The sequence below is a fragment of the Acinetobacter schindleri CIP 107287 genome, from assembly GCF_000368625.1.
Classification (GTDB): Bacteria; Pseudomonadota; Gammaproteobacteria; order Pseudomonadales; family Moraxellaceae; genus Acinetobacter; species Acinetobacter schindleri.
Map to the genome: position 1 here is coordinate 267,989 of NZ_KB849575.1, position 23,486 is coordinate 291,474.

15 protein-coding genes are annotated in these 23,486 nt (G+C 42.0%); 11 read left to right on the forward strand and 4 right to left on the reverse strand.

From position 1 onward, the window contains the following. Window positions 1-181: 181 nt before the first annotated feature. From F955_RS04435 to F955_RS04460, 6 genes are all read left to right on the forward strand, one after another. Entirely contained in the window at window positions 182-775 is a 594-nt protein-coding gene (locus tag F955_RS04435; protein WP_004814751.1) for a LysE family translocator, read from the forward strand. A 125-nt stretch (window positions 776-900) separates the two neighbouring features. Continuing rightward, window positions 901-1,470 (forward strand): dCTP deaminase, encoded by a 570-nt coding sequence (gene dcd, locus F955_RS04440; RefSeq protein WP_004814752.1) that lies wholly within the window; start codon window positions 901-903, stop codon window positions 1,468-1,470. Between the two features lie 235 nt (window positions 1,471-1,705). Continuing rightward, window positions 1,706-3,808 carry a hypothetical protein gene (locus tag F955_RS04445; protein WP_004891764.1) on the forward strand — a complete coding sequence of 701 codons (2,103 nt, stop codon included), beginning with the start codon at window positions 1,706-1,708 and terminating at the stop codon, window positions 3,806-3,808. A 12-nt stretch (window positions 3,809-3,820) separates the two neighbouring features. Continuing rightward, window positions 3,821-4,528 (forward strand): hypothetical protein, encoded by a 708-nt coding sequence (locus tag F955_RS04450; protein WP_004891767.1) that lies wholly within the window; start codon window positions 3,821-3,823, stop codon window positions 4,526-4,528. Between the two features lie 31 nt (window positions 4,529-4,559). Further along, a complete protein-coding gene (locus tag F955_RS04455) occupies window positions 4,560-6,794 on the forward strand; it encodes a DUF6160 family protein (RefSeq protein WP_004891772.1) in 2,235 nt (744 codons plus the stop codon). A 22-nt stretch (window positions 6,795-6,816) separates the two neighbouring features. After that, a complete protein-coding gene (locus F955_RS04460; protein ID WP_004891774.1) occupies window positions 6,817-8,223 on the forward strand; it encodes a hypothetical protein in 1,407 nt (468 codons plus the stop codon). Between the two features lie 54 nt (window positions 8,224-8,277). Here the strand turns inward: F955_RS04460 and F955_RS04465 are convergent, their stop codons facing one another. The 4 genes from F955_RS04465 to F955_RS04480 form a co-directional block, all read right to left on the reverse strand. Next, the gene (locus F955_RS04465; protein ID WP_004891776.1) at window positions 8,278-9,996 is read right to left on the reverse strand and encodes a proline--tRNA ligase; all 1,719 of its coding nucleotides are present in this window, start codon (window positions 9,994-9,996) and stop codon (window positions 8,278-8,280) included. Between the two features lie 96 nt (window positions 9,997-10,092). Next, window positions 10,093-13,200, reverse strand: coding sequence for an efflux RND transporter permease subunit (locus tag F955_RS04470; protein ID WP_004891778.1), 3,108 nt, complete (start codon window positions 13,198-13,200; stop codon window positions 10,093-10,095). A 21-nt stretch (window positions 13,201-13,221) separates the two neighbouring features. Further along, window positions 13,222-14,355: an efflux RND transporter periplasmic adaptor subunit gene (locus F955_RS04475; protein ID WP_004891781.1), complete on the reverse strand. Its 1,134-nt coding sequence runs from the start codon at window positions 14,353-14,355 to the stop codon at window positions 13,222-13,224. A 51-nt stretch (window positions 14,356-14,406) separates the two neighbouring features. Then, a complete protein-coding gene (locus F955_RS04480) occupies window positions 14,407-15,066 on the reverse strand; it encodes a hypothetical protein (RefSeq protein WP_004814762.1) in 660 nt (219 codons plus the stop codon). 307 nt (window positions 15,067-15,373) lie between these two features. Here F955_RS04480 and pilG point away from each other — a divergent pair, with 307 nt between their 5' ends. From pilG to F955_RS04505, 5 genes are all read left to right on the forward strand, one after another. Continuing rightward, complete coding sequence (pilG, locus tag F955_RS04485) at window positions 15,374-15,757, forward strand: twitching motility response regulator PilG (RefSeq protein ID WP_004814763.1); 384 nt, start codon at window positions 15,374-15,376, stop codon at window positions 15,755-15,757. Between the two features lie 31 nt (window positions 15,758-15,788). Beyond that, window positions 15,789-16,157 carry a response regulator gene (locus tag F955_RS04490; RefSeq protein WP_004814764.1) on the forward strand — a complete coding sequence of 123 codons (369 nt, stop codon included), beginning with the start codon at window positions 15,789-15,791 and terminating at the stop codon, window positions 16,155-16,157. A gap of 5 nt (window positions 16,158-16,162) precedes the next feature. Then, window positions 16,163-16,699, forward strand: a complete 537-nt coding sequence (locus tag F955_RS04495) for a chemotaxis protein CheW (protein WP_004814765.1) — start codon at window positions 16,163-16,165, stop codon at window positions 16,697-16,699. A gap of 44 nt (window positions 16,700-16,743) precedes the next feature. After that, a complete protein-coding gene (locus tag F955_RS04500) occupies window positions 16,744-18,816 on the forward strand; it encodes a methyl-accepting chemotaxis protein (protein WP_004814766.1) in 2,073 nt (690 codons plus the stop codon). A 168-nt stretch (window positions 18,817-18,984) separates the two neighbouring features. Next, window positions 18,985-23,484 (forward strand): hybrid sensor histidine kinase/response regulator, encoded by a 4,500-nt coding sequence (locus F955_RS04505; protein ID WP_004891784.1) that lies wholly within the window; start codon window positions 18,985-18,987, stop codon window positions 23,482-23,484. Window positions 23,485-23,486 lie beyond the last annotated feature (2 nt).

Sequence of the window (23,486 nt, forward strand, 5' to 3'; positions counted from 1 at the left end):
TCGGAGTCAACTAAAATGACTCTATCGTATATCACTTAATTTTAGCATTATTTTTATATAAGTTTTTGAATTTAAATTATAATTTAAATCATTCCAAAAAATTATAATTCTTCTTACAAATAAGATTTTGCAGGTAAAAATATTCTGATCTATGCTGCAAGCATTACAGCGAGGTCAACCCATGATTTCTTGGTTATTTATTGGTTTAGTAGTCACAATTTTATTGACTCCAGGCCCAACCAATACCTTATTGGCATCTTCCGGGATCCATGCAGGTTTTAGGAAATCATTTTATCTTATTCCTGCTGAAGCGTTAGGCTATCTGCTTGCGATCAGTTTTTGGGGAATCCTGATTGGCAAGATTTCAACCCATCTGCCAGCTTTACCGAATATCCTGAAATTATTTAGCGCCTGTTATATTCTCTATTTGGCAATCAGATTATGGCGTACAGCAGAAGTTGCTGACAGTTTAAGTCAATTCACCATTCGTGCCAGAGAGTTATTTTTAGCAACTTTACTGAACCCTAAGGCCTTATTGTTTGCATCGGCAATTTTCCCCGTAATTGCATGGCAGAACAGTTATTACTATGTCGTACATATGCTGATGTTTATAGGACTATTAATTCCAATTGCAGTTTTATGGACATTCTTCGGTACTTTACTGGGTCGTAATAATAATCGCTGGCTCAACCAAAAAAATATGCAAAAGACCGCATCATTGGTACTGATGAGCTTTTCTGTACCGCTGAGTTATTCAGCGATTATGAGTCTGTAACTTCACTCAAAAAATCTTATTAAAATTTCAAAGTAGCATCAAGAAAGAACACTTATTTTCATTGAGGTGAATTTCAGTTAAAGTACGTCGCAATAACTGAATTTAAGATTTTTGGATTAGTACCAATGGCAATTAAGTCTGATCGCTGGATTCGCGAAATGAGCGAAAAGCATGGCATGATCGAACCCTATGCAGAGAACCAGGTTCGTTTTGATGAGAATGGTGAAAAACTCATTTCTTATGGTGTATCAAGCTATGGTTATGATGTTCGTTGTGCACGTGAATTCAAGGTATTTACCAATGTGCATTCTGCAATTGTAGATCCGAAACACTTCGATGAAAAAAGCTTTATCGACATCGAATCTGATGTATGTATCATCCCGCCTAACTCATTTGCGCTTGCACGTACTGTAGAATATTTCCGTATTCCACGTAATGTACTGACTGTTTGTCTAGGTAAATCTACCTATGCGCGTTGCGGTATTATTGTGAATGTGACTCCACTTGAACCAGAGTGGGAAGGTCATGTCACCCTTGAGTTCTCCAATACGACGAACCTTCCTGCACGTATCTATGCGGGTGAAGGGGTAGCACAGATGCTGTTCTTTGAATCTGATGAAGTTTGTGAAACTTCATACAAAGACCGCGGCGGTAAGTATCAGGGCCAGACTGGTGTGACTTTGCCAAAAGCATAATTAGTTTAAAGTATTGAATAAACGGGGCTTAAGGTCCCGTTTATTTTTTTGAGTTTTCATTCATCGGAAACTTGGCTATTCAGCACTTTGCTTTTTGCATCTGAATGGAAAATAAGCATAATGGATGCAGAAATCTAATTAAAAGATGCACGATGCATCATTCAAAAATAGAAATTGCAGCTGGGAAGCTGAAAGATAAAGATGCGGAGCATCTGATAATAAAAGGACAGTGAAGATGATTTTGAACGGTAAACATTCCATCTTTAAAAAATCGTGTTTAGCAAGCATGGTGAGTTTGTTATGCATGCCTTCTACCTATGCTTTGCAGCAGTTATCGGATGAATCTTTAGCAGATACGACAGGGGAAGGGATTGCACTTACTCTAAATGATTTCAAAATGGTATTTCAGGCACCGAATGATGTATCGGCAGGCTCTAGTTATACCCGTGACATTGATAATCCTGGTCAAGCAGATACAGGTTTCATTCGCATTATTCCTACAGGGGAAAACTATACCCAGTTAGGACAACGTGCCTATGATCGTGTGTATGCGGATACATACAATAAAAGTGTATTACAGGGGAAAGCAGATCAAAATTATAGTATGCTGTATAAAAATACTTATGACACCACTTATAACTCACAATATTCTACATTATTAACTAGTTATAGCGCTAATATCGAGACTGATGCTGAAGCAAAAAGAGAAACCTTTTTGTTAGATACGCGTGAAGCATTGTTCAAGACTCCTATTATTCAACAATATTACACACAACGTCTTGCAGATTATAGGAATGGAACATGGGGATGGGATGGTATTTATAAAGATGGCCCAGGATTAGCAACAGATGGCACCACAAAACATTCTCTATCATCCGTAAGTCTTGATCCTACAGGTATTTTAGGTTATGAAAAAAAAGCCAAAGAGTATGCCCTTGGTAATACTTATGAAATGATTAATTTACTTTATGGTCCAGGTGCATTGACTGCTAATAGTGATCTTACCAATTCGACATTTTATAAAAGTCTAACTAACTTCGTCAGATCCGATCAAATTACTGTAACAGTTAATAGTCTGATTTCTAATGAAATTACTCGAGAGCGTCTTGCTGCAGAGTTACGTGCAAAATATAATGCCACTCAGCTCGCTGAAGATGCTGCAGACGCAGCAACGCAACAAATCTTGGCATTAATTATTGCGGCTGCTGAAGCCAGCGCATTACAGGCGGCAGCAAATTCCCCGGTCAAATCCTTAAAGACCAAGGCAGATGTTTTTATATACGGTCTGGCATTATCTAAAAGCGATGGTTCTTTAAGTACTCGTTATAGTAATCAAGGATTTAATTGGGGAACAGCAAGTAATCCATGGCTATTTCGTGCGGGTACAGAAAATGTCAGACAATTTAAAGATAAAGCAGAGAATTTGGGATACTTGGCATTAGAAGCTCCCTTGGCCAAAACAGCGTTAGAAGATCCGGCGAATATAGAAAATACATCTTTTAATATTAAACTTGGATTTTGGTCAGATATTTTCTCTCGTGAGTTAAATTCTAGTCGTGAAGTAAATCCAATTACTGGTGCTCCCATTTCTGGTCTGGACAAAGAGTATCGCTTGCGTACCCAATTTATTGCTAATGGTTTAAGTTTAAATGGTTCGCAAGTGCTTATGTTCCAGACTTTAGAGTCTGATAACAAGAACTATAACCAGACATTCGGTATGGCAAGCCTACTCCGTTTAAATACCAACGATAATCCTGCTGATTTAAGTATCAGACAGACAGATCTAGATCGTAAAGGGATTCGTATAGGCACGGCAACTTTAGATGATTTGGATAGTGAAGTGGCAACCCCGGCAATGAAACGTGGTTCACTGGCACCTATTTTTCATAATACCGAAGGATTATATTTATATAGCCCGAATATCAACTTGGTACTCGGAAATATGTACCAACCATTTATTGTGGGTTCGGAAGGTAATAACATTATTCTAGAAGTAACTCGAATTCCTAAAGTTGCTTCGATTTATAACCAGATTTATCAAAACTATGGTGATGGACTGGGAACAAGTGATCTAAAGGGTTCTACTTGTAATGTCAACTCATGCGGTACAGCTATTGATATCAAGAGAACAAGTTATCAAGGACGTAATGCGACTCACAGTAGTATCGCTATTGGAACGACAGAACGCTTGTCGAATAACATGTTAAGAGCTAAAGATGGAGCTGATGCGACAGGTGTAGTTTTTAAAGGCGTTGATGGATCAATAAAAAATTTAGGTTCTGTCGCAATTGATGGTGTTCTGATTCAACACCTGAAAATTAGAACTACTGGGTTATAAGGGAGTATGGCAATGTTAAATAGACTTTTTCTCACCTTAAGCCTTGGTATAGCACTCTCTAGTCATGCCAATCTGGTAAGTATGTCCACTGCACAGTTAAATGAAACTACGGGTCAGGGAGGAGCAGATTTGAGTTGGACGCTTTCTTTAAACCATGTCTATGCAACAGATATGTCTAAGGAAGATATATACAATAGAAATAATCCACTTGAAGTTTTTTATAAATTGAACCCCACTGCATGCGGTGATGATAAAAAATTCTGTCGTCTCGCTATTTCTCCAAATAACCATGTTGATGCTCAAGGAAATAAAAAATGGCTCGTATTCAAAGGTATTCAAGGAACAATTCAGATTGATAAATTTTCTATAGACGGTACTACAATTATTAATCATCAAAATAATGCTCAATCTGCTATGAAGGTTACATTTTATGACGATAAACCTTTGAAAATACGTAATCTTGGTTTTGAAACCCTAGCCATTGAAACAGGTACCAGTGGTAAAGAAGGTTATGCCAATACTGGAACTTATACAACTTATATGGATCGAACTTATAAAGCAGATGGAAACCCTGCCGAGGTAGAGCAAAATGTTCCTGATTTTGACTTAGGTGCTGAAAAAGGATTCATGGGTCTTAACATGCATGGCAATTTACATATGTCGGGAAACCTGAAGATTTTTAGCTACAACTGCACTGGTAATGGAAGTGGACGCTGTTAAGTACAGGTAGAAATAAGCACAGGAATCAAGCATGAAAAAAATAATAAAATTAAAATTGCTCACATTAAGTATCTGTTTAGCTCATCAGGCGTATGCACTTGAACAAATTGAAGAGCGTGATTTAAGTGGTGTAACTGGTCAAGATGGTATTATTATTACACATGAAATATCACATGCTACTATTAACCAGTTGAATTGGTATGATCCGAATCCTGCTGCTAACCAGAAGATGGGCTTGGGGCTACATAATGTTAAAATTAATGGTGTAGATGACAAACCAATAATAAGCCAGTTGGCAATTGATCTAGGAGGTACGGATCGAGGTACTGGATTACATATTGATGCTAGCCTAGCACCTTTTAACATAATCGCAGACTTAAATCTGGTCAAAAAGCAATGTGTTGGGAGTACGTGCTCAACGGCATTGACTCAAAGCTTAGGACAGTTGGGAATAAGCACTAAAACACCAATTGGACTTGTGTTGAAGACATCGGCAGGGCTGTTTAATATTAATGATACAGCCTATATGGATTTTCAACTTCAAAATGCCAATATTAGTCATAAACTTGGTAATAACAGCCTGATTTTAAATGATCTGAATTTTAATTTTGCTGGTTCGGGTTACATGTATCTGTCTGAACATGACGGTATTGTCTTAGCTACTAATAACGGCTTACAGGATCATTATATTGATTTAGGCCGTGTTGCAGATACGACTGATGTATCTCCTGAACGTAATAAGGCGACGAATCCTGGACTGAATCTTGACTTGCGTTATCAGGCTAATGGTCAAACAAAAAATATTATGCGCATGGGAGCATCAGGTGCACTCACTAATGCAAGGTTATCTGTAGGTGCAAATCAAGAAGGCATCACCGATTTTGGGACAGCAGGACGTTTAAATGGTGGTAATACCACCGCTAATAATAGTTATGATGCTATAGGTACAGGTGGCTTGCGTCTTGGCATGTCCGCAGAATTTAGTAGTGAGAGTGATACGAATCGTCCAGATCAGTTAAAACCAACCACACTTGAAATCGGCCATACAGGTAAAGACAGTTACGCAGTAGAGTTTTCCAATTTAAGACCATTAACAACCCATGATGCAAATGGTAGCGCACATAAAAAGAATGCTTATATTGACTTTGGTAATATCTATATTAATACCATTCAGGCGAATAACTTAGATTTCCAAATTAATAATAAAATCAAGCAAACTCTGGGCAAAGACAATAATATTGTCCAGCAAATACTTTCAGATGGCCAAAATAACTCGAATTTTGCCTTAATTGCCATACGGGATATGGATTTCCAATCCATAGCGGCTAAAGCACGATTCATATCAGATAATTCACTTGCTGAACTTGGCGGTAGCGGGGGAACTTGGGGGATTGGTATTCCAATTTATAATTTAAATGCCAATGTTGCTTTGTCTGGAACACAATATGGACCTGAAGATAAATATGGTATCGCTTACAACATCACAGCTTCCACTGAAGGTTATGGCATAGACACTAAAACTAAGTTACCAAGTACTACTTCAATGATTCTGATTGATGGTCAAGATGGTGTACATGGTGAGGCGGTTAACTATTATGCTGGCTTTAGAAATATAGATGCGCTCATTCAGTCTGAAGGCGTGATAGGTTATGAGGACGAAGGTATTTATATACGAGCCGATAAATTGCTAATAGCAGCAAATGCTGAGCTGGCAATTGGTCAATTACCAGGTTCTAAATATAACTGTCAGGTGGGTACAGGAAATAACTGTGGTCAGTTGGTGCCTTTTGATAACTTTTCCAAGCGTGATGATGTCCTCACTAATATTGCCTTTAAACTGGATGGCAATGGGGAGTTAATGATCATTCCAGGTGTGGATCCAACTCCTTCCTCTCCAAATAGCAATTTTCTCTCATTTGATGCTAACTTCAAATTTAGACCTTTAAGCGTCGAAGAAAAAGCTGATAGTAATAACTTGGGCAGTTATTTTAGTTTGAGTAATATAGATGGCCCAGAAGATAATTTGAAGATTTCAGCAATCAATTTTAATCGTATGGAAGGGCATTTAGCACTTAAAGCTAAAGTTAAGCTCAGTGCTGATACTGTGACTTTAGATAATCAGGTTCATTTGAACAAAAGCAAGGATATCAATCAGCCATTTCGAACTAATTTTGCTATGTTGACTAATAATAAAATGCAAAATATGGCCAATATTGCCATTACAGGTGGCACCTTGCGCAGCACTATGGGAATCACACCGCGCTAGGTATAAATACAGGAATATAATTATGAAAAAAATGATTTTAAGCACTCTTTTTGTCTCAATTTTAGCGAGTGCTAATCCTGCTTTAGGTATGACTTCTTTGAATGATCAAGAATTGTCAGCTGTAGAAGGACAAGCTTTGTTAAATATGGAAAAAAATTACGATGCTTCACAAGGCCTGAATTTCTTTAAACTGAGTATTGAAGCGATCATGGAACTCAATGCTAACATTAAGAGTTTGCAGCTTGGATGTGGTGGTGATAATGGTGCACAGGGTTGTGATATTGATATTTCGAATATTGCTCTCAGTGGTTATACTTCTAAGACAGATCAGACAGGAAGCCCGTTGTTTGAGGGAGATCGTGCTGCTACTAGTGCTGAGATCACCAATCCATTTCTGGAGTTTGCAATTAAAGGAGATAGTGCTGCAACGCGTGAAGTTGTAGGATTTCGCTTAGGAGCAGAAAAGATACTAGGCTTATTAACTTTAGGAACTGAAAATACGCAAAATCCAACAGATGGTATCAAAAGTTTCAGTGGGTATATGAAGATGGCACAAACTACTGGTCACTCTTTTACTAAAAAGGCAACCTTTGGCGCTAGTTCAGATCAAATCATACAAGGTAACTTGACTGCATTGGGGCAAGACCGAACTTATACCAGTAAGCCCGGTGCTGAAGGTCATACTGGTATTACTGTCCCTTCGATGCGTGCAGACTTTGTGATGCCAGAAACAATAGTAACAGGTAGGCGTATCAATTCTGCAACTGTATATGGTATTCGTTCTACTTTGAAATCTATTCCGCTTGCTGCAGCAGAATCTGGGAAATCTTTACCAGGTGAAGTGGTAGGAACTCCAGACTTTAGTAAAGATCAGTTATATGTAGAGTTTCCAGCCCTGATTAAACTTGGTTCATTAGAGGTAGGGGATCACTCCTTTTTCAAAATGAGTAAAGGATCAACACTTGAGAACCTGAATTTGGATATTACTTTTGTTCAGGCACTCAATATGATTCATAATATTCCTTTAAGTGGTAGTGGTGGGTATTTATCTCTACAAAAAAATCCAGTACATTGGTTGGGTGCAGATGATGCGGATACTGCTCAATCAGGGTGGTGGATGTCTTTTAAAGATCCAATTCAACTGGGGCATTTACAGACTTTAGAACAAGTAGATGTATCTGCCGTATTGCCACAAGTTGCTGAAGCACTTACAACCGAATTAATGCAATCTTATCATAATGTTGATGTAAACTTACTTGAGGCTCTAGGCTCACTGGCAAAAGTACCTATTGAACGTAAGATGAATATTAACGTTGGTCCTTATACTAATTATACCAATGGTTCACCAGCAACTCTAACTCTAAAAAATCAGATTTTAAGTAACCAGTCAGTTACACCCAACTGTTTCGGTGGTCACAAATTCTGCTAATACAATATAAAAAAATCCCGCATTTCGTGGGATTTTTTTATATTCAGAAAAAAATTATTTTGCAATTTTTGCTAATAACTCTTCTTTAGAAAGGTTGACTGATTCAGCATCACGGCGACCTTTATATTCAAAAGTGCCTGCATCCAGACCTTTTTCACCAATCACGATACGGTGTGGAATACCAGTTAGCTCAAGGTCAGAGAATTTTACCCCTGGACGTTCATTACGATCATCCAGCAGTACGTCATAACCTGCAGCTTGAAGCTCTGCATAAAGCGCTTCAGCAGCTTCTAAAGTACGCGGTGATTTGTGCGCATTCATCGGCACAATGGCAACTTCAAATGGTGCAATTGCAGCTGGCCAGATGATGCCTTTCTCATCATAGTTTTGCTCAATTGCAGACGCAACCACACGAGTCACACCGATACCGTAACAACCCATCGTTACAGTAAATGGCTTACCATCTTCACCAAGGACTTTACAGCCTAACGCTTCTGAGTATTTTTTGCCTAACTGGAAGATATGACCGACTTCGATACCACGCTTGATTTGAAGCGTGCCTTTACCATCTGGAGATGGATCACCTTCAACTACATTACGCAGGTCATAAACCTCAGTAAATTGTGCGTCACGGTCCCAGTTTACACCAGTCGCATGCTTGTCAGCTTCGTTTGCACCCGAAACGAAGTCAGACAGTACAGAAGCAGCACGGTCAGCAATGACCGTAATCCCTTTTTCTACCAGACCTTGTGGACCTACAAAACCTGCCGTTAAGCCAAGTTCAGCAAGTTGAGCTTCAGTTGCAAACGCTAAAGGAGCAGCAATTTGTGGATGCTTTTCAGCTTTAATTTCATTCAGTTCGTGGTCGCCACGAAGGAACAAAGCAACAACTGGAGCAGGCTGATCCGCTTCTTTTGCAACGCCTTGAACGAGGAGAGCTTTCACTGAATGTGCAGGATCAGTACCCAGGAAGTGAGATACATCAGCAATGGTTTTTTGATTTGGCGTGTCAACAACTTTTAATTCTTGAGCGGGTGCAGCGCGTTCACCAACCAGAACTGCTTCAGCCATTTCGATGTTGGCTGCATAATCCGATTCAGTCGAGAATGCGATGTCATCTTCGCCGCTTGAAGCCAGGACGTGGAATTCGTGAGAACCTGAACCACCAATTGAACCAGTATCCGCCTGTACTGGACGGAAATTTAAACCTAAACGGGTAAAGATTTTGCAGTACGCATCATACATCTTGTCGTAAGTTTCTTGCAGTGATTCCTGGTCTGCGTGAAAAGAATATGCATCTTTCATGATGAATTCACGTGAACGCATTACACCAAAACGTGGACGAATTTCGTCCCGGAATTTAGTCTGTACTTGATAGAAATTGGCAGGCAATTGCTTATAGCTTTTTAACTCATTGCGCGCAAGATCAGTAATGACTTCTTCGTGTGTAGGACCAAGTACGAAATCATTGGTATGACGGTCTTTGAAACGAAGCAGTTCAGGACCATATTGAACATAACGGCCAGATTCTTCCCAAAGTGAAGCAGGCTGAGTTACCGGCATCAACACCTGTAATGAACCAGCACGATCCATTTCTTCGCGAACGATCGCTTCAACTTTATTTAATACGCGAACGCCCATCGGCAGCCAGGTATATAAACCTGAAGCCAACTTACGAATCATACCGGCACGAAGCATTAGCTGATGTGAAATAACTTCAGCATCGTTCGGGGTTTCTCTCAACGTTGCAAATAAAAAGCGACTCGCGCGCATGGAAACTGTCCTAAAAAATTAAGCGTTAAAGCAGAGATTATACAATAAAAAATGAGGTGAACATTTCAGAATGTCACCCCACTGTTATGCAATAAATTATGACATGATTTTACGTGTATGGCGCAGCATAAAATTTTTAAAGTCCTCTAAATAAGTAAAGATGACTGGAACAACGACTAAGGTCAGTAGGGTAGAGGTGATCACCCCACCAATCACCGCATGTGCCATAGGTGCACTCTGTTCACCACCTTCACCGAGTCCAAGTGCCAAAGGAACCATACCCATGACCATAGCACTCGTTGTCATCAGGATTGGACGTAAACGGGTTTTACCGGAAGCGATAATGGCTTCATAGCGATCTTCACCACGGTCCATGGCTTTCTTGATGAAGTCAATCAGCAGGATAGCATTTTTGGTCACTAGACCCATTAACATAATGATCCCGATGATCGAGAACAGGTTCATGGTCGAGTTAAACAGGAACAGGGCTAGGAATACACCAATCAAGGACAAGGGCAATGAAGCCATAATTGCAGCTGGGTGAATAAAGCTGTTGAACTGTGAACCTAATACAATATAAATAAATACAATCGATAAGGTAATCGCAGTCAGGGCATAACCTGCAGATTCAGCCATATCCGCATTCGAACCTTGGGTATCAAAACTATAGCCGGGTGGTAAGTCAAAATCAGCCTGTACCTTGCTAATGTCCGTACCGATATCACCTGCAGGACGACCAGCAGTATTGGCTTCTACCAAGACTTCACGCGCCAGATCACGACGGTTAATCTGGGATGCTCCAAGTTTTTCCTCAAATTTTGTCACACTTGAGAGGGGAACCATGATTGGTTGACCATTCGCATCAGTCTTATTTGATGTGAGATACATATTTTGTAAGTCACTTGGTAGAGTACGTTTATCTTCAGTCAGACGTAGATTCACGTCATAGGTTTCACCTTTTTCATCTTGCCAAGAGGTGACATCATCACCAGCAATTAACGGACGTATGACATTGGCAATCTGATTGACTGAAAGACCAAGATCACTTGCCAGTACACGATTGACCTGTACACTTAGAGTAGGCTTGGGTTCTTTCAATGAACTTTCAAGGTCAACCACACCCTCTACTTTGCTAATCTCTGCCATAAAGCGGTCAGAAATTTTTTGTAATTCATCCAGATCTGGCCCTTTAATAGAGATCATGATGGGCTTTTGCCCACCAGAAACAGTTTCGTCTGCGGAGGCGACTGAAGTAATGGTAATCCCACCTACAGACTGCAAGCGCTCACGGAATTCATTGTTAAGGTCGTTCAGAGTTTTTTCACGTTCAGTCCGTGGCGTCACGGTGACGCGTAGACTGACATGGTTTTTGCCCCGGTCGGTAACCCCATTAATGACGCCATAAGTCGCACGTACATCCGGATGTTTACGGATGATCTGATCAACCTGCTGGAGTTTGGCTTGAGAATACTCCAGAGATGAATCAACCGGAGTTTCGAATTTAATCCGGATTTCACCTTTGTCTGGCACAGGTACAAATTCGGTACCAATCAATTTGGAAAGTCCGAGAGCACCGAATAGAGAAGCAACCGCAATCAGAATCGTGATTAATCTAAAACGCAGTGCCAGTTTGAGTAATTTCTCGTAGACATCGCTTAAGCCATCGAGCTTATTGGAAATCCAGGTAAAAAAGCGTTTTACCGCGTTGGGTTTTTTATTTGGGTCCTTTTTACGCTCTGCCCAATGCGCAGACAGCATTGGATCCAGGGTAAAGCTGACAAACATGGAAATCAGCACAGCGGTACTCACCGCGACGCCAAATTGGAAGAAGAAACGACCAATAATACCGCCCATAAAAGCAACGGGTAAAAATACTGCAACAATGGTCAGAGTTGTGGCGAGAACAGCCAGACCAATTTCTTTGGTGCCATCCAGAGCGGCAGTGACATGGTCTTTGCCCATATCACTGTGACGTACAATATTTTCCCGGACCACAATGGCATCATCAATCAACAGACCAATACTGAGCGAAAGTGCCAGCAGCGTCATCATATTGATGGTGAAACCAAAGGCCCAGATAAAGGTTAAGGTACCAAGCAGGGCAATCGGTAAAGTAAGGCCAGTAATGACAGTAGAACGGAAAGAACCTAAAAATAGCAATACGATCAGTACTGCAAGCACAGCCCCTTCAATGATGGTTCGTGCCACATCGCCAATCGTTCCACGAATGCTTTTGGAGGAATCAACCACCACTTGCAAGGTCGTACCTTGCGGGAGCTGGGCTTTAATGCTTTCTAAAGTTTTATAAGTTTCATCGACAACTTCAATAACATTAGAGTCAGAACTACGCAGAATATCAATAGCCACTGCTGCCTTGCCATCCAGGAAAGCACCTGTTTCCAGTTCGGCCTGACTATCCTCAATCTTGGCAACCTGTTTCAGGAAAATAGGCGCACCATTTTTATTGGCAATGACCAGATCCCCAAAGGCTTGTGGATGCAGCACTTTGGAATTGATTTCAATCACCAGCTCTGAATTACCAGATTTCAGCGTACCACCAGGAACTTCAACATTTTCAGATTTCAGTGTGTTAATGACACTGTCTACACCAATCCTAAAAGCTTGTAATTTTTGTGGTTCAACCTGAATACGGATCTGACGCTGGGCATCACCGAGCAGGTTGACTGTACCCACACCGGGAACAGTACGTAGCTGCGGTACAATACGTTGATCAAGATAAGAACTTAATGATTTGAGATCCATTTTGTCGGATTCAAATACAATCGACATGACTGCATTGGCAGATGGGTCATAACGCTCAACCACGGGTTCCTGAATTTCATCACGAAAATCAGCAGTAACAGACGCAATTTTATCTCGCACATCCTGTGCAGCAGTGGTTGATGGTACATCCAGATTAAATTCTGCCGTAATCATCGACAGGCCTTCACTGGATTGTGAAATCACTTGCTTAAGGCCAGAAATGGTATTGATCTGGTCTTCCAGTTTTTTGGTGATCTCAGATTCAACCGTTTCAGGAGAAGCACCTGGATAGTTGGTATAGACCACCACAAAGGGAAAATCCACATCTGGAAACTCTTCCACACCCATACGTTGCCAGGAAGCGAGGCCCAGTACCATCAGACAGAACATCATCATGATGGTAAATACAGGAAACTTCACACTAATACGCGTCAACCACATCTTGATAATCCTTTTATGATTTTAGTTCTGACCAAGGGTGACGGTTTTATTAATATCGGCATCTGTGAAGCTGATTCGGCTGACCCGATCACTACTTTCAAGTCCGCGAACGACGGCAAGATTATCGTTATAACGTTGTTCTAGTACATCCACATTCACTTTGATGATCTTATTCTGGCGAACAGCCCAAACATAAGGCTTGTTCTGAATATCCCGAATAGTATCCAGAGGTATCAGTTGTCCGGAAATCTGACGAGCACTGAGAATCTCGCCATCCACAAAGGAGCCGATACTTAAAGAAGTAATGGTTTCATTTGGACGAGCAAAGAATTCAATCTGACGACTGGCCTGATCTGCAATAGGAGAGATCCGACTGATACTGGCAGTAAGCAGGTTTGGATTGCCCTGAATACGGTATTCAATTTTACTGCCAGTTTTCAGGTCAGCCTGCATGTCGCTCGGCACTTTAGCCTGAATTTCCAGTTGATCTGGATCGACAATTTCAAAAATGGTTTGACCGGGAGCGACAGTCTGACCTGGCTCAACCTGACGTTGGGTAATTACCCCACTAATCGGGCTGCTAATGATGCCATCCCGATCTGCCTTTTGTGCAATATCGACATTGGCCTGTTGTGCACGAACATTTTCTAATTGTGTTTGATAGTCGACACGGCTTTGTTCATATTCAGCTTTGGAAATAAAACCTTGATTGAGTAGGCGCTGCTTACGTTCCATCATGAGGCGTGCCTGATTCGCCTGTGCTTGAGCCGATGCACGATTGGCCTGGGCCTGTGCAAGACGCGCAGTATTGTCTTGATTATTCAGGCGAACCAGCACCTGACCTTTCTGAACGCGTTGCCCGACTTGAGCATTGACACTGGTCGCTGTAGCGGTCACCTGAGCCTGAATGCTACTTTGATTTACCGCACGGATAGTCCCGGTAAATGCTGTTTTTTGCACAGCATTGCCTGTCTTTACCTCAATCAGGTCTTGAGCAATCAGTTCTACAGTGTTTTGATTTTTTGATGGCGTTGAATCAGCTGTTTCTTGTTTATTACATGCAGTTAAGAGCAGACTCATACAGAGTAGACTCATGACAAAAGTAGAGCGACTGGTATTATTTTTCGAAAAATAAGTATGCTGTGCAGGGTGCATAGGAGTCCTTTTTATAGCGCTGACCACAGAAGCAGCATCAGGAATAAAAGATTATTCAAGCGCTTTTAAACGCTGGATAATTCTGTCGTATTCTGCTTCCTGATTTCGATAGCGGCTTTGTAAAGATTGAATATTTTCTTTTTGTGCAGTCAGGTTTTTTTCATTGGTAACTAAGGTTTTTTTAAGGTGCTCAGGTACATTTTTACCTTTACGTAGAAATTCACGTTCCTGACGTACAAACATAATCCGATCTTTTTGTAGCTGCTTAAGTTGCTCTTGTTGGAAAGCCATTTGCTTTTTCAACTGAGAGAGTACTTCATTCTTTTTTTGTAATGCAATCTGACTATTATTATAGGCACGTTTTAACTTCTGGTCTTCTGCCTGTTGTCTGGCAAGTGCTGCGCGTTGAGGTGCCTGACGAATATCTGCTTCAACATTATAAGGTTTGGCACGCTGAATCACCTGCATATTCTGATCTAGTGCTTCATAGCCATAACGAATATGGTTAGGGGTCACGTTGCTGCTAATATTTGCTACCCCCTTATGATCATAATAACGATACCATTTTGCCTTTTGAGGCACGTTATTTGTTGCGGATGCATGGCTAATAGTCAACATGGTTTGCAGCATAAGTACCATTAAAAAAGCAGTCTGCCTGATTATGGATTTTCTTTGACCCATATAAGCAGGTTTTTCCCCAAACTGGCGCATTATCGGCTCCGCGAAAAAAGTTTACTAATAAAGTTCTTTTAAAGTTGACTAAATTACTTAATTAGAAGTGATAATATTGGTATATTATTCCTAATTCCGACAATAAAAAGCTATTACCACTCAAAAAAAAATCATTGAAACAGGGAAAGTGTGAAGTCGTTATTGAAATTATAATTTTTTGACTACTTGTGTAGAAAATGCTCGTTGATAATCTCTGGACAGGTATGTTAAAAATAATCGACACTTATATAAAATTCCGCTATAAGCCTGTGGACGCTTATGGTTTCTGAATGGGAAGGGGTAAGAAATGGACGATAAATTCCAAAATCTAAAAGTGATGGTCATTGATGATTCAAAAACCATTCGTCGTACAGCAGAAACTCTTCTTCAGCGTGAAGGTTGTGAAGTCATTACCGCAGTAGACGGTTTTGAAGCATTGTCAAAAATTGCAGAAGCAAATCCCGACATCGTTTTTGTAGATATCATGATGCCTCGCCTTGATGGGTATCAGACTTGTGCCTTAATTAAAAACTCGCAAAGTTATCAGAACATTCCTGTTATTATGCTATCGAGTAAAGATGGTTTGTTCGATCAGGCCAAAGGCCGTGTGGTAGGTTCAGATGAATATCTCACCAAGCCATTTAGCAAAGATGAGTTGCTTACCGCAATCCGCAATCATATCAGTGCTTAATTTATTTGATTTTTTTCTTGGGGAAATTGGCATGCCACGTATTCTAATCGTAGATGATTCACCGACCGAAACTTTTCGTTTCCGCGAAATTCTATCCAAGCACGGCTTTGACGTGATTGAAGCAGCAAATGGGGCTGATGGGGTGACCATGGCGCAGGCAGAATTGCCTGATCTGGTGTTAATGGATGTCGTCATGCCAGGGGTAAACGGTTTTCAGGCGACACGTCAGATCGCTCGTGGGGCAACAACCAAACATATTCCAATTGTCATTGTAAGTACCAAGGATCAGGCAACTGACCGTGTATGGGGTAAGCGTCAGGGTGCAGCAGATTATCTGACCAAACCTGTAGATGAAAATCAGTTAATTGATGTGATTAAGCAACACCTCAATGCAGGATAAGCGCTATGGCAGCGAATGGATTTATCGAACTGCTTCGGATTGCGAAACGGGGTAACAAAAACTACGTTTCCAATGACAACGAAGTCAACCGATGGTCAGGCATTGCTTTTGAAATGATGGGGCAATATTTTGTTGCTCCGCTCGGGGAAGTATCGGAAGTTATCTATCCGCCAAAATATACACCTGTTCCCAATACTCAGCCGTGGGTAGTGGGACTGGCAAATATTCGGGGCAGACTGCTTTCAGTCTCAGATCTGGCTCAATACATGTCTGGACATAGAAGCCAGTATTCACCTACTCAAAAAGTATTATGCATTAACCATAATGATCAGTATGTCGGCCTGGTTGTAGATCAGGTTTTGGGGATTCAACACTTTAATAAGAAAAGTTTCTTTTCTAAAACAACTGAATTAGACAAAAATTTACAGGAATATTGTCAGGGGTATTTCCACCAGCATAATCAGCAGTGGCATGTCTTTTTATTCAGTCGTTTGTTGCAAAATCCAAAATACATGAATGCATCTATAAAATTTATAAATTAATTGTCGCACGAAAGTAAAAGGGCGTAAATTCGGGGAGAAGCTTTATGGGCTTTAAGCTTAAGAAGAAAAATACAGGCGAGAGTAGCAGCCGCAGCGGCGGTAATGCTTTTTTAGCCAAGATTCAATCACAAGCAGATCAGCTATCACGTGTATTTGGTGATAGTGAAAAGTCTAAGCCACTCATTTACGGAGCAATTGGCTGTCTTGTTGCTGCAACTATCACACTGTTATACCTTTTCTATAGCGTTCCTCGTGCCAACGAACTTACACAAAGTTTGGGTGAATTGCGTCTACTTTCACAAACCATTTCGCGTCAAGCAACTGAAGCGACTGCTTCCGGCACGCCTGAGGCAATGAAGAAACTGACCGAATCACAGCAGTCATTTGCTGAAAATCTGGAAACGGTAAAAAGTATCCATTCGAATAATGAAGCCCTGCAAGCGGTAGACAAGCAATGGACTGAAGTATCTTCAAGTATTGACCTGATTTCTTCACAACAAAAAATCATTAACCAACTTTACGATACTAACATCGCGATTGGTGAAGCAATTCCAGGAATTCAGGCAGAATATAACCTGATGGTCGATCAGATGGCACGTCAGGACATGCCGTCGAACCAGGTGGTTATTGCCAAAAACCAGGTATTCATTGCAGAACGTATCTTGCGTTCGATCAGCTTGGTGTTAACCGGTACAGATGGTTCACGTGAGTCTGCAGATGACTTCAGTTCGGATACTGAAACATTCGGTGCTTACTTAAATGCACAGTTAGATGGTTCAGCACAACTGGGTGTACAACGTATCGATGATCCGAACTTACGTGAGTCATTAGAAGGTATTAAAGCTGAATATGATGATGTATTACAGTCAGCTGCATCTACAATTTTGAAAAACTCAGCGCAGATTGTAAAAGTACGTCAGGCATCTGCATCTATTTTTTCTCAATCTGACCAACTATTAGATAACCTGAACAAACTGTCAGGTGGTTCAACTTTAAAAACAGTTATTCCGGCAATATTGTTACTTACCTTCCTGGCTGGCTTCATTGTTTGCGTATTCCGTTTGCTTTCATTACGTGGTGCATCGGATAAACAGCGTGTAACTCGCCTACAAGAAGAATATGACCGTAACCAGAATGCGATTCTTCGTTTACTTGACGAAATTGCTGACCTTGCAGATGGTGACTTACGTTCATATGCAACGGTATCTGAAGACTTTACCGGTGCGATTGCTGACTCGATTAACTTCGCGATCGATCAATTACGTGATCTGGTATCGCGTATTACTGAAACATCTCAGGAAGTTGCACAATATACTGCAACTACTCAGAGCATTACCAACCAGTTAGCCGAAGCATCTGAACACCAGGCACAAGAGATTGCCGGTGCATCTGCAGCGATTAACGAAATGGCACTGTCGATTGACCAGGTATCTGCCAACGCCGAAGAGTCTGCTGTCGTTGCGGAACGTTCAGTACAAATTGCAGCAAATGGTGCAGACGTTGTACATCGTTCTATTGAGGGTATGGATACGATTCGTGAACAGATCCAGGAAACCTCTAAACGTATTAAACGTTTGGGTGAGTCTTCTCAAGAGATTGGTAACATCGTCGCACTAATTAACGATATTGCCGACCAGACGAACATCCTGGCACTGAACGCTGCGATTCAGGCATCTATGGCGGGTGAAGCAGGCCGTGGTTTCGCCGTAGTTGCCGATGAAGTACAGCGTCTGGCAGAACGTTCTGCATCTGCGACCAAGCAGATTGAAGGCCTGGTAAAAACCATTCAGACCGATACCAACGAAGCTGTAATTTCGATGGAACAGACTACTGCCGAAGTTGTGCGTGGTGCGAACCTGTCTAAAGATGCCGGTGTGGCACTAGACGAGATTCAAACCGTATCGAATAACCTTGCAAAACTGATTGCGAACATTTCCGATGCAGCAAAACTTCAGGCTGCATCTGCGGGTCATATTGCAACGACGATGAACGTTGTACAGGAAATTACTTCACAAACAACGACTGCAACCTTCGATACGGCACGTTCAGTATCTGAACTTGCCAACATGGCCGATGCATTACGTGAATCTGTATCTGACTTTAAACTTCCAGAATAAGTCAGACAAATTTGGGGGAAGGAGCGTGTCTTAATTCCGGTTAGGACACCTCCACATACAGATCAAGCCTCGACAAGATGTACTTAACTTCAAACGTTAGGTCTCGCGTGACGGTCACAATCAAGTTTGAGCGCCCTTCTTGGCGGCAGAACGTAAGAAGCCTTAGCTATGAAAGAAATATTAAAAGATCTAGTTGAAACAACAGCGCTTCCTGAAGATAGTTATCTTGATCAAGATGCTGAAATTTTAGAGATATTTGTCGAAGAGATTGAAGAAATCTTTGTCGAGTTAAATGCTTTATTGCCACAGTGGTTTGCCACACCAGATCATCAAGAAACATTAACCACCATTCGCCGCCACTTCCATACGCTGAAAGGTTCGGGTCGTATGGTCGGTGCGAAGCAGGCGGGTGAAATTGCCTGGGCAGTTGAAGATACTTTGAACCGCGTACTTTCCGGTTCAATCAAATTAACGCCAGTCATTCAGAAGTTCGCGCAAACAACTTTAAATATCTACCAATATGTATTGTATCCATGCTTTAAGCAGGTACAGCCATTAACCGTGGATTTACGTCCAGTCGTACTTTTAGGACAACAATTACAACAGCAATTGAGTCCAGAACCGGCACTTGAAGAATTATTGCTACTTGCGGACAATCTGACTGCTGAAGGTCAGCTAACAGGTCTTGAACTTGCGGATACTGCAGAAGCAGATTCATCAATAGCAGAGATTGCTGAAACTGCTACCGCAGAACGAGTAGAAGTTGCTGAAGAACGTACTGACCTTGAAGAAACGGTGGCGATCTTTGTTGAAGAAGCCGAGGAACATCTTGCGACAATCCATGATTTCCTAAAACATGAAAATAGTGCCAAGCAAGACTATAATGGCCTGATTCGTGCATTGCATACCCTGCGTGGCAGCTCTTCTATGGCACAAATTGATGATATCTGTGAGGCCAGCGTTAAAGTAGAGAATTTATTTAAAACGCTGGTTCAGGATGAAATTGCTTCAACTTCCAAAGAAACAGCACTATTACAGCAATATTCAGAATTTATCGGTGATTATTTACATCTATTGAAACAAGGTAACACTGAAAAGCTGGCAGGGATTTCTGCTACTTTTGAGGATGCCTGGGATGCCTATGGCTTTACTGTGACTGAAGAGCAGGATGCTGATCAATCTCAAGGTATGGTTACACGTCTGGTTGAACTGAATATTGATCAGTTGCTGGATGCCGAATTTGAGTTTGATAAGCGGGTACTTGAAGAATATCCAGATTATATTGAAGCTTTAAGCCAGCAAGCCGCAGAGCTGATGGTACATACGGATAACCGTGCATCGATCGGTATTCATGAATTCGCATCCCAGTTAAAAGCAGCTTATGATGCTTTGCTGGCGAGACCGGTCTTGCTTGAAAGTGATTATGCCTTTGAACTTTTTGCACAGGCACACCAGGAATTTATTCACCTGTTCGATACGCTCGCGGCAGGACAGCGGGTGATTTTGAATGCCGAAGTTGAAAAACTTCTGGCGGATCTGTCTGCCTTTGTACAGCAAGACATCGAAGTATTCGCTACAGACAAAGTTGTTGAAACTGAGGTACCTGCGCCAGTAGAGTCGGATATATCCACAGCAGTTGATTTTACTGGGCTCAGCCAGCGTATTGCAGCTGATCGTCAGCAGCAGGACGCTGAAGATGCCAACCGTGATTTCGATGAAGACTTGCTGGATATCTTCCTGGAAGAAGCAGATGAGTTGCTGGCAGGCATTGATGAAGACCTGAATACCTGGTCCAAAGAACCTGAAAATACCCACTTATTGAACAATCTGATGCGTTATTTGCATACCCTGAAGGGGGGTGCAAACATGATTGCTGCCACGCATATCGGTTCGATTGCACATGAGCTGGAAAGTATTTATGAGCGCGTGATCCGTCAGCAGATTACCGTAACACCTGCATTGATCCAGATTATCCGCCTGGTACAGGATAACGTGTCAGACCGTATCCAGAGTATTCGTGATGATAAGATTGATTATCCGGCACCTGAAGCTATTCATATGCTGCAAAATATCCAGGCACTTGTGACTGGAACAGCTACTGCAACTCCGGTAGCTGCTGTTGAGACGGTAGAAGCAGAGACTTCTGTAGAACTAGAAGTTATTGACGATGCATCGGAATCTGCTGAGATCGTTGCGGAATCACAAGCGCTTGAGCGAGTAGACAGCTTTGAAACTGAATCTGTTCCTGCATCAGATGAGCAAATTCAGGAAGATCAGTCAGGCGAAACACTTACGGCTGAGTCAGCTGAATCTATGCTCGCTGATGAAGATGATCTGCAATCGATTGTTGAAGAAACCTTCCTGGAAGAATCGCAAGAGATTCTGGAAAATGCAGAAAAATTACTGAACCAATGGTTCGATCAGCGAAGTGACCGTAGCTTATTGCTGCAACTTCAGCGTGCTGCCCACAGTATCAAGGGTGGCGCCCGCATGATCAGCAATGAAAGCATCGCAAGTATTGCTTATGGTCTGGAAAGTGCATTTGAACAGTTTGCTGTTCATCACTTTAACTCCAATGCCTATGACAGTCTGCTGCAAAAGACCCTAAAATGGCTGGGTCAAGCCATTTTTGATCATGATTACAATGGTTTTGAGCAAATCAAAGCAGCGCTGGATGCGATTGAGTTTGTAGATGTCACTGCACAGCTACCTGAACGTCTGACCAAAACTGAAAGTCTGGAAATTACAACTGGCTTCGAGTTTGTTCAAGGTGATGGTACTGAACCACCAAATATGATGGGTGAGTGGGCTGAAAACACCTCAAGCGATAGCAGTAACGAGATGATCCGTATTTCAGCCGAACTGGTCGAGAAGATGATTGACCTGTCAGGTGAAAATGCAATTAACCGTTCGCGTATCGAGATGGATCTGGGACAGCTCGGCAATACCTTAAATGAGATGGAACTGGCGATCAAACGTCTGGCTGATCAGCTGCGCCGTATGGAAGGCGAGCTGGAATCTCAGATTATTGCCAAACATGGCTCAGAAAACTCACGCTATGCTGACTTCGATCCGTTGGAGATGGACCAATATTCATCTCTGAACCAGTTATCTAAATCTCTTGCTGAATCTGCATCGGACTTGGTCGACTTTAAGACCACGTTGGCAGAAAAAATCCGTGATACCGAAGGTCTGCTATTGCAACAATCGCGTATCCAGGCTGAGATTCAGGAAAGTCTGATGCGTACCCGTCTGGTACCATTTGACCGTATGTTGCCACGTTTACAACGTATTGTGCGTCAAACTTCGACCACACTGAACCGTCCGGCAGAGCTGATTGTTCAGAATACCGAAGGTGAACTCGACCGTACCATTCTGGAACGTCTGGTAAACCCATTCGAGCACATGCTACGTAACGCGATTGACCATGGTCTGGAAGATACTGCAGAACGGCTTGCGCTGAATAAGCCAGAAGTCGGTTCAATTGTCTTGAACATTAGCCGTCAGGGTACCGATGTCATTATCTCCTTTAGTGATGATGGTAAGGGGATTGATGCGGAGAGTATTCGAGCTAAAGCCATCAGCCTGGGCTTGATCAAAGCGGAACAGCAGGTGGATCAGGAAGAATTGCTGCAATTCATCTTCCATCCAGGTTTCAGTACGGCTAAAGCAGTCACCCAGATTTCTGGTCGAGGTGTTGGTCTGGACGTGGTACAAAGCGAAATCAAAACGCTGGGCGGTCACGTTTCGGTAAATTCTGAACTGGGCAAAGGCACGACCTTTACGATTCGCGTACCGACCACTGTGGCAGTCAGTGATGCCTTAATGGTGAAAGCGGGTGACCAGCAATTTGCTATTTCCCTGGCACAGATTGATCGTATTGTCCGTATTGCACCAGCAACACTGGAAACTTACTTCAACAGTAAGGATGATTACTTCAAGATTGATGGTGTGAACTACAAGCTGCGCTATCTGTCTGAGTTTGTCTCTAATCAGCCAATTCCACGTTTGAATAATGTCGCACATTCATTACCAGTACTCCTCATCAAGGGTAATGGTGGTCAAAGTATCGCTTTGCTGGTGGATCAATTAGTTGGCTCACGTGCACAGATCGTAGTGAAACCGATTGGACAGCAGTTTGCCAGTGTGGGTGTGATTGCAGGGGCAACCATTCTTGGTGATGGTCAGGTCTGTCTGATTCTGGATGGTCAGAATATTGCTCGTCAGGTTCAGGCGACTCAGCGTATCAAACAGTTATCTGATCAGCAGGATCTGTCACGTCGTGGTAATGCACGTCGTCTGGTCATGATTGTCGATGACTCGGTAACTGTACGTAAGGTAACGTCACGTCTGTTAGAGCGTCAGGGTTATGATATTGTCACTGCCAAAGATGGTGTCGACGCGATTGAACAGCTGGAAAATGTCCGTCCAGACCTGATGTTGCTGGATATTGAAATGCCACGTATGGATGGTTTCGAAGTAACTAACCTGGTTCGCCATCATGATATTCACCGCAACTTGCCAATTATCATGATCACCTCACGTACTGGGGAGAAGCATCGTGAGCGTGCCTTCAGTCTGGGTGTAACACACTATATGGGTAAACCGTTCCAGGAAGCGGAGCTGCTTGCCAATGTTCAAGAATTAATTGCTGCTCAACAGGGGTAATG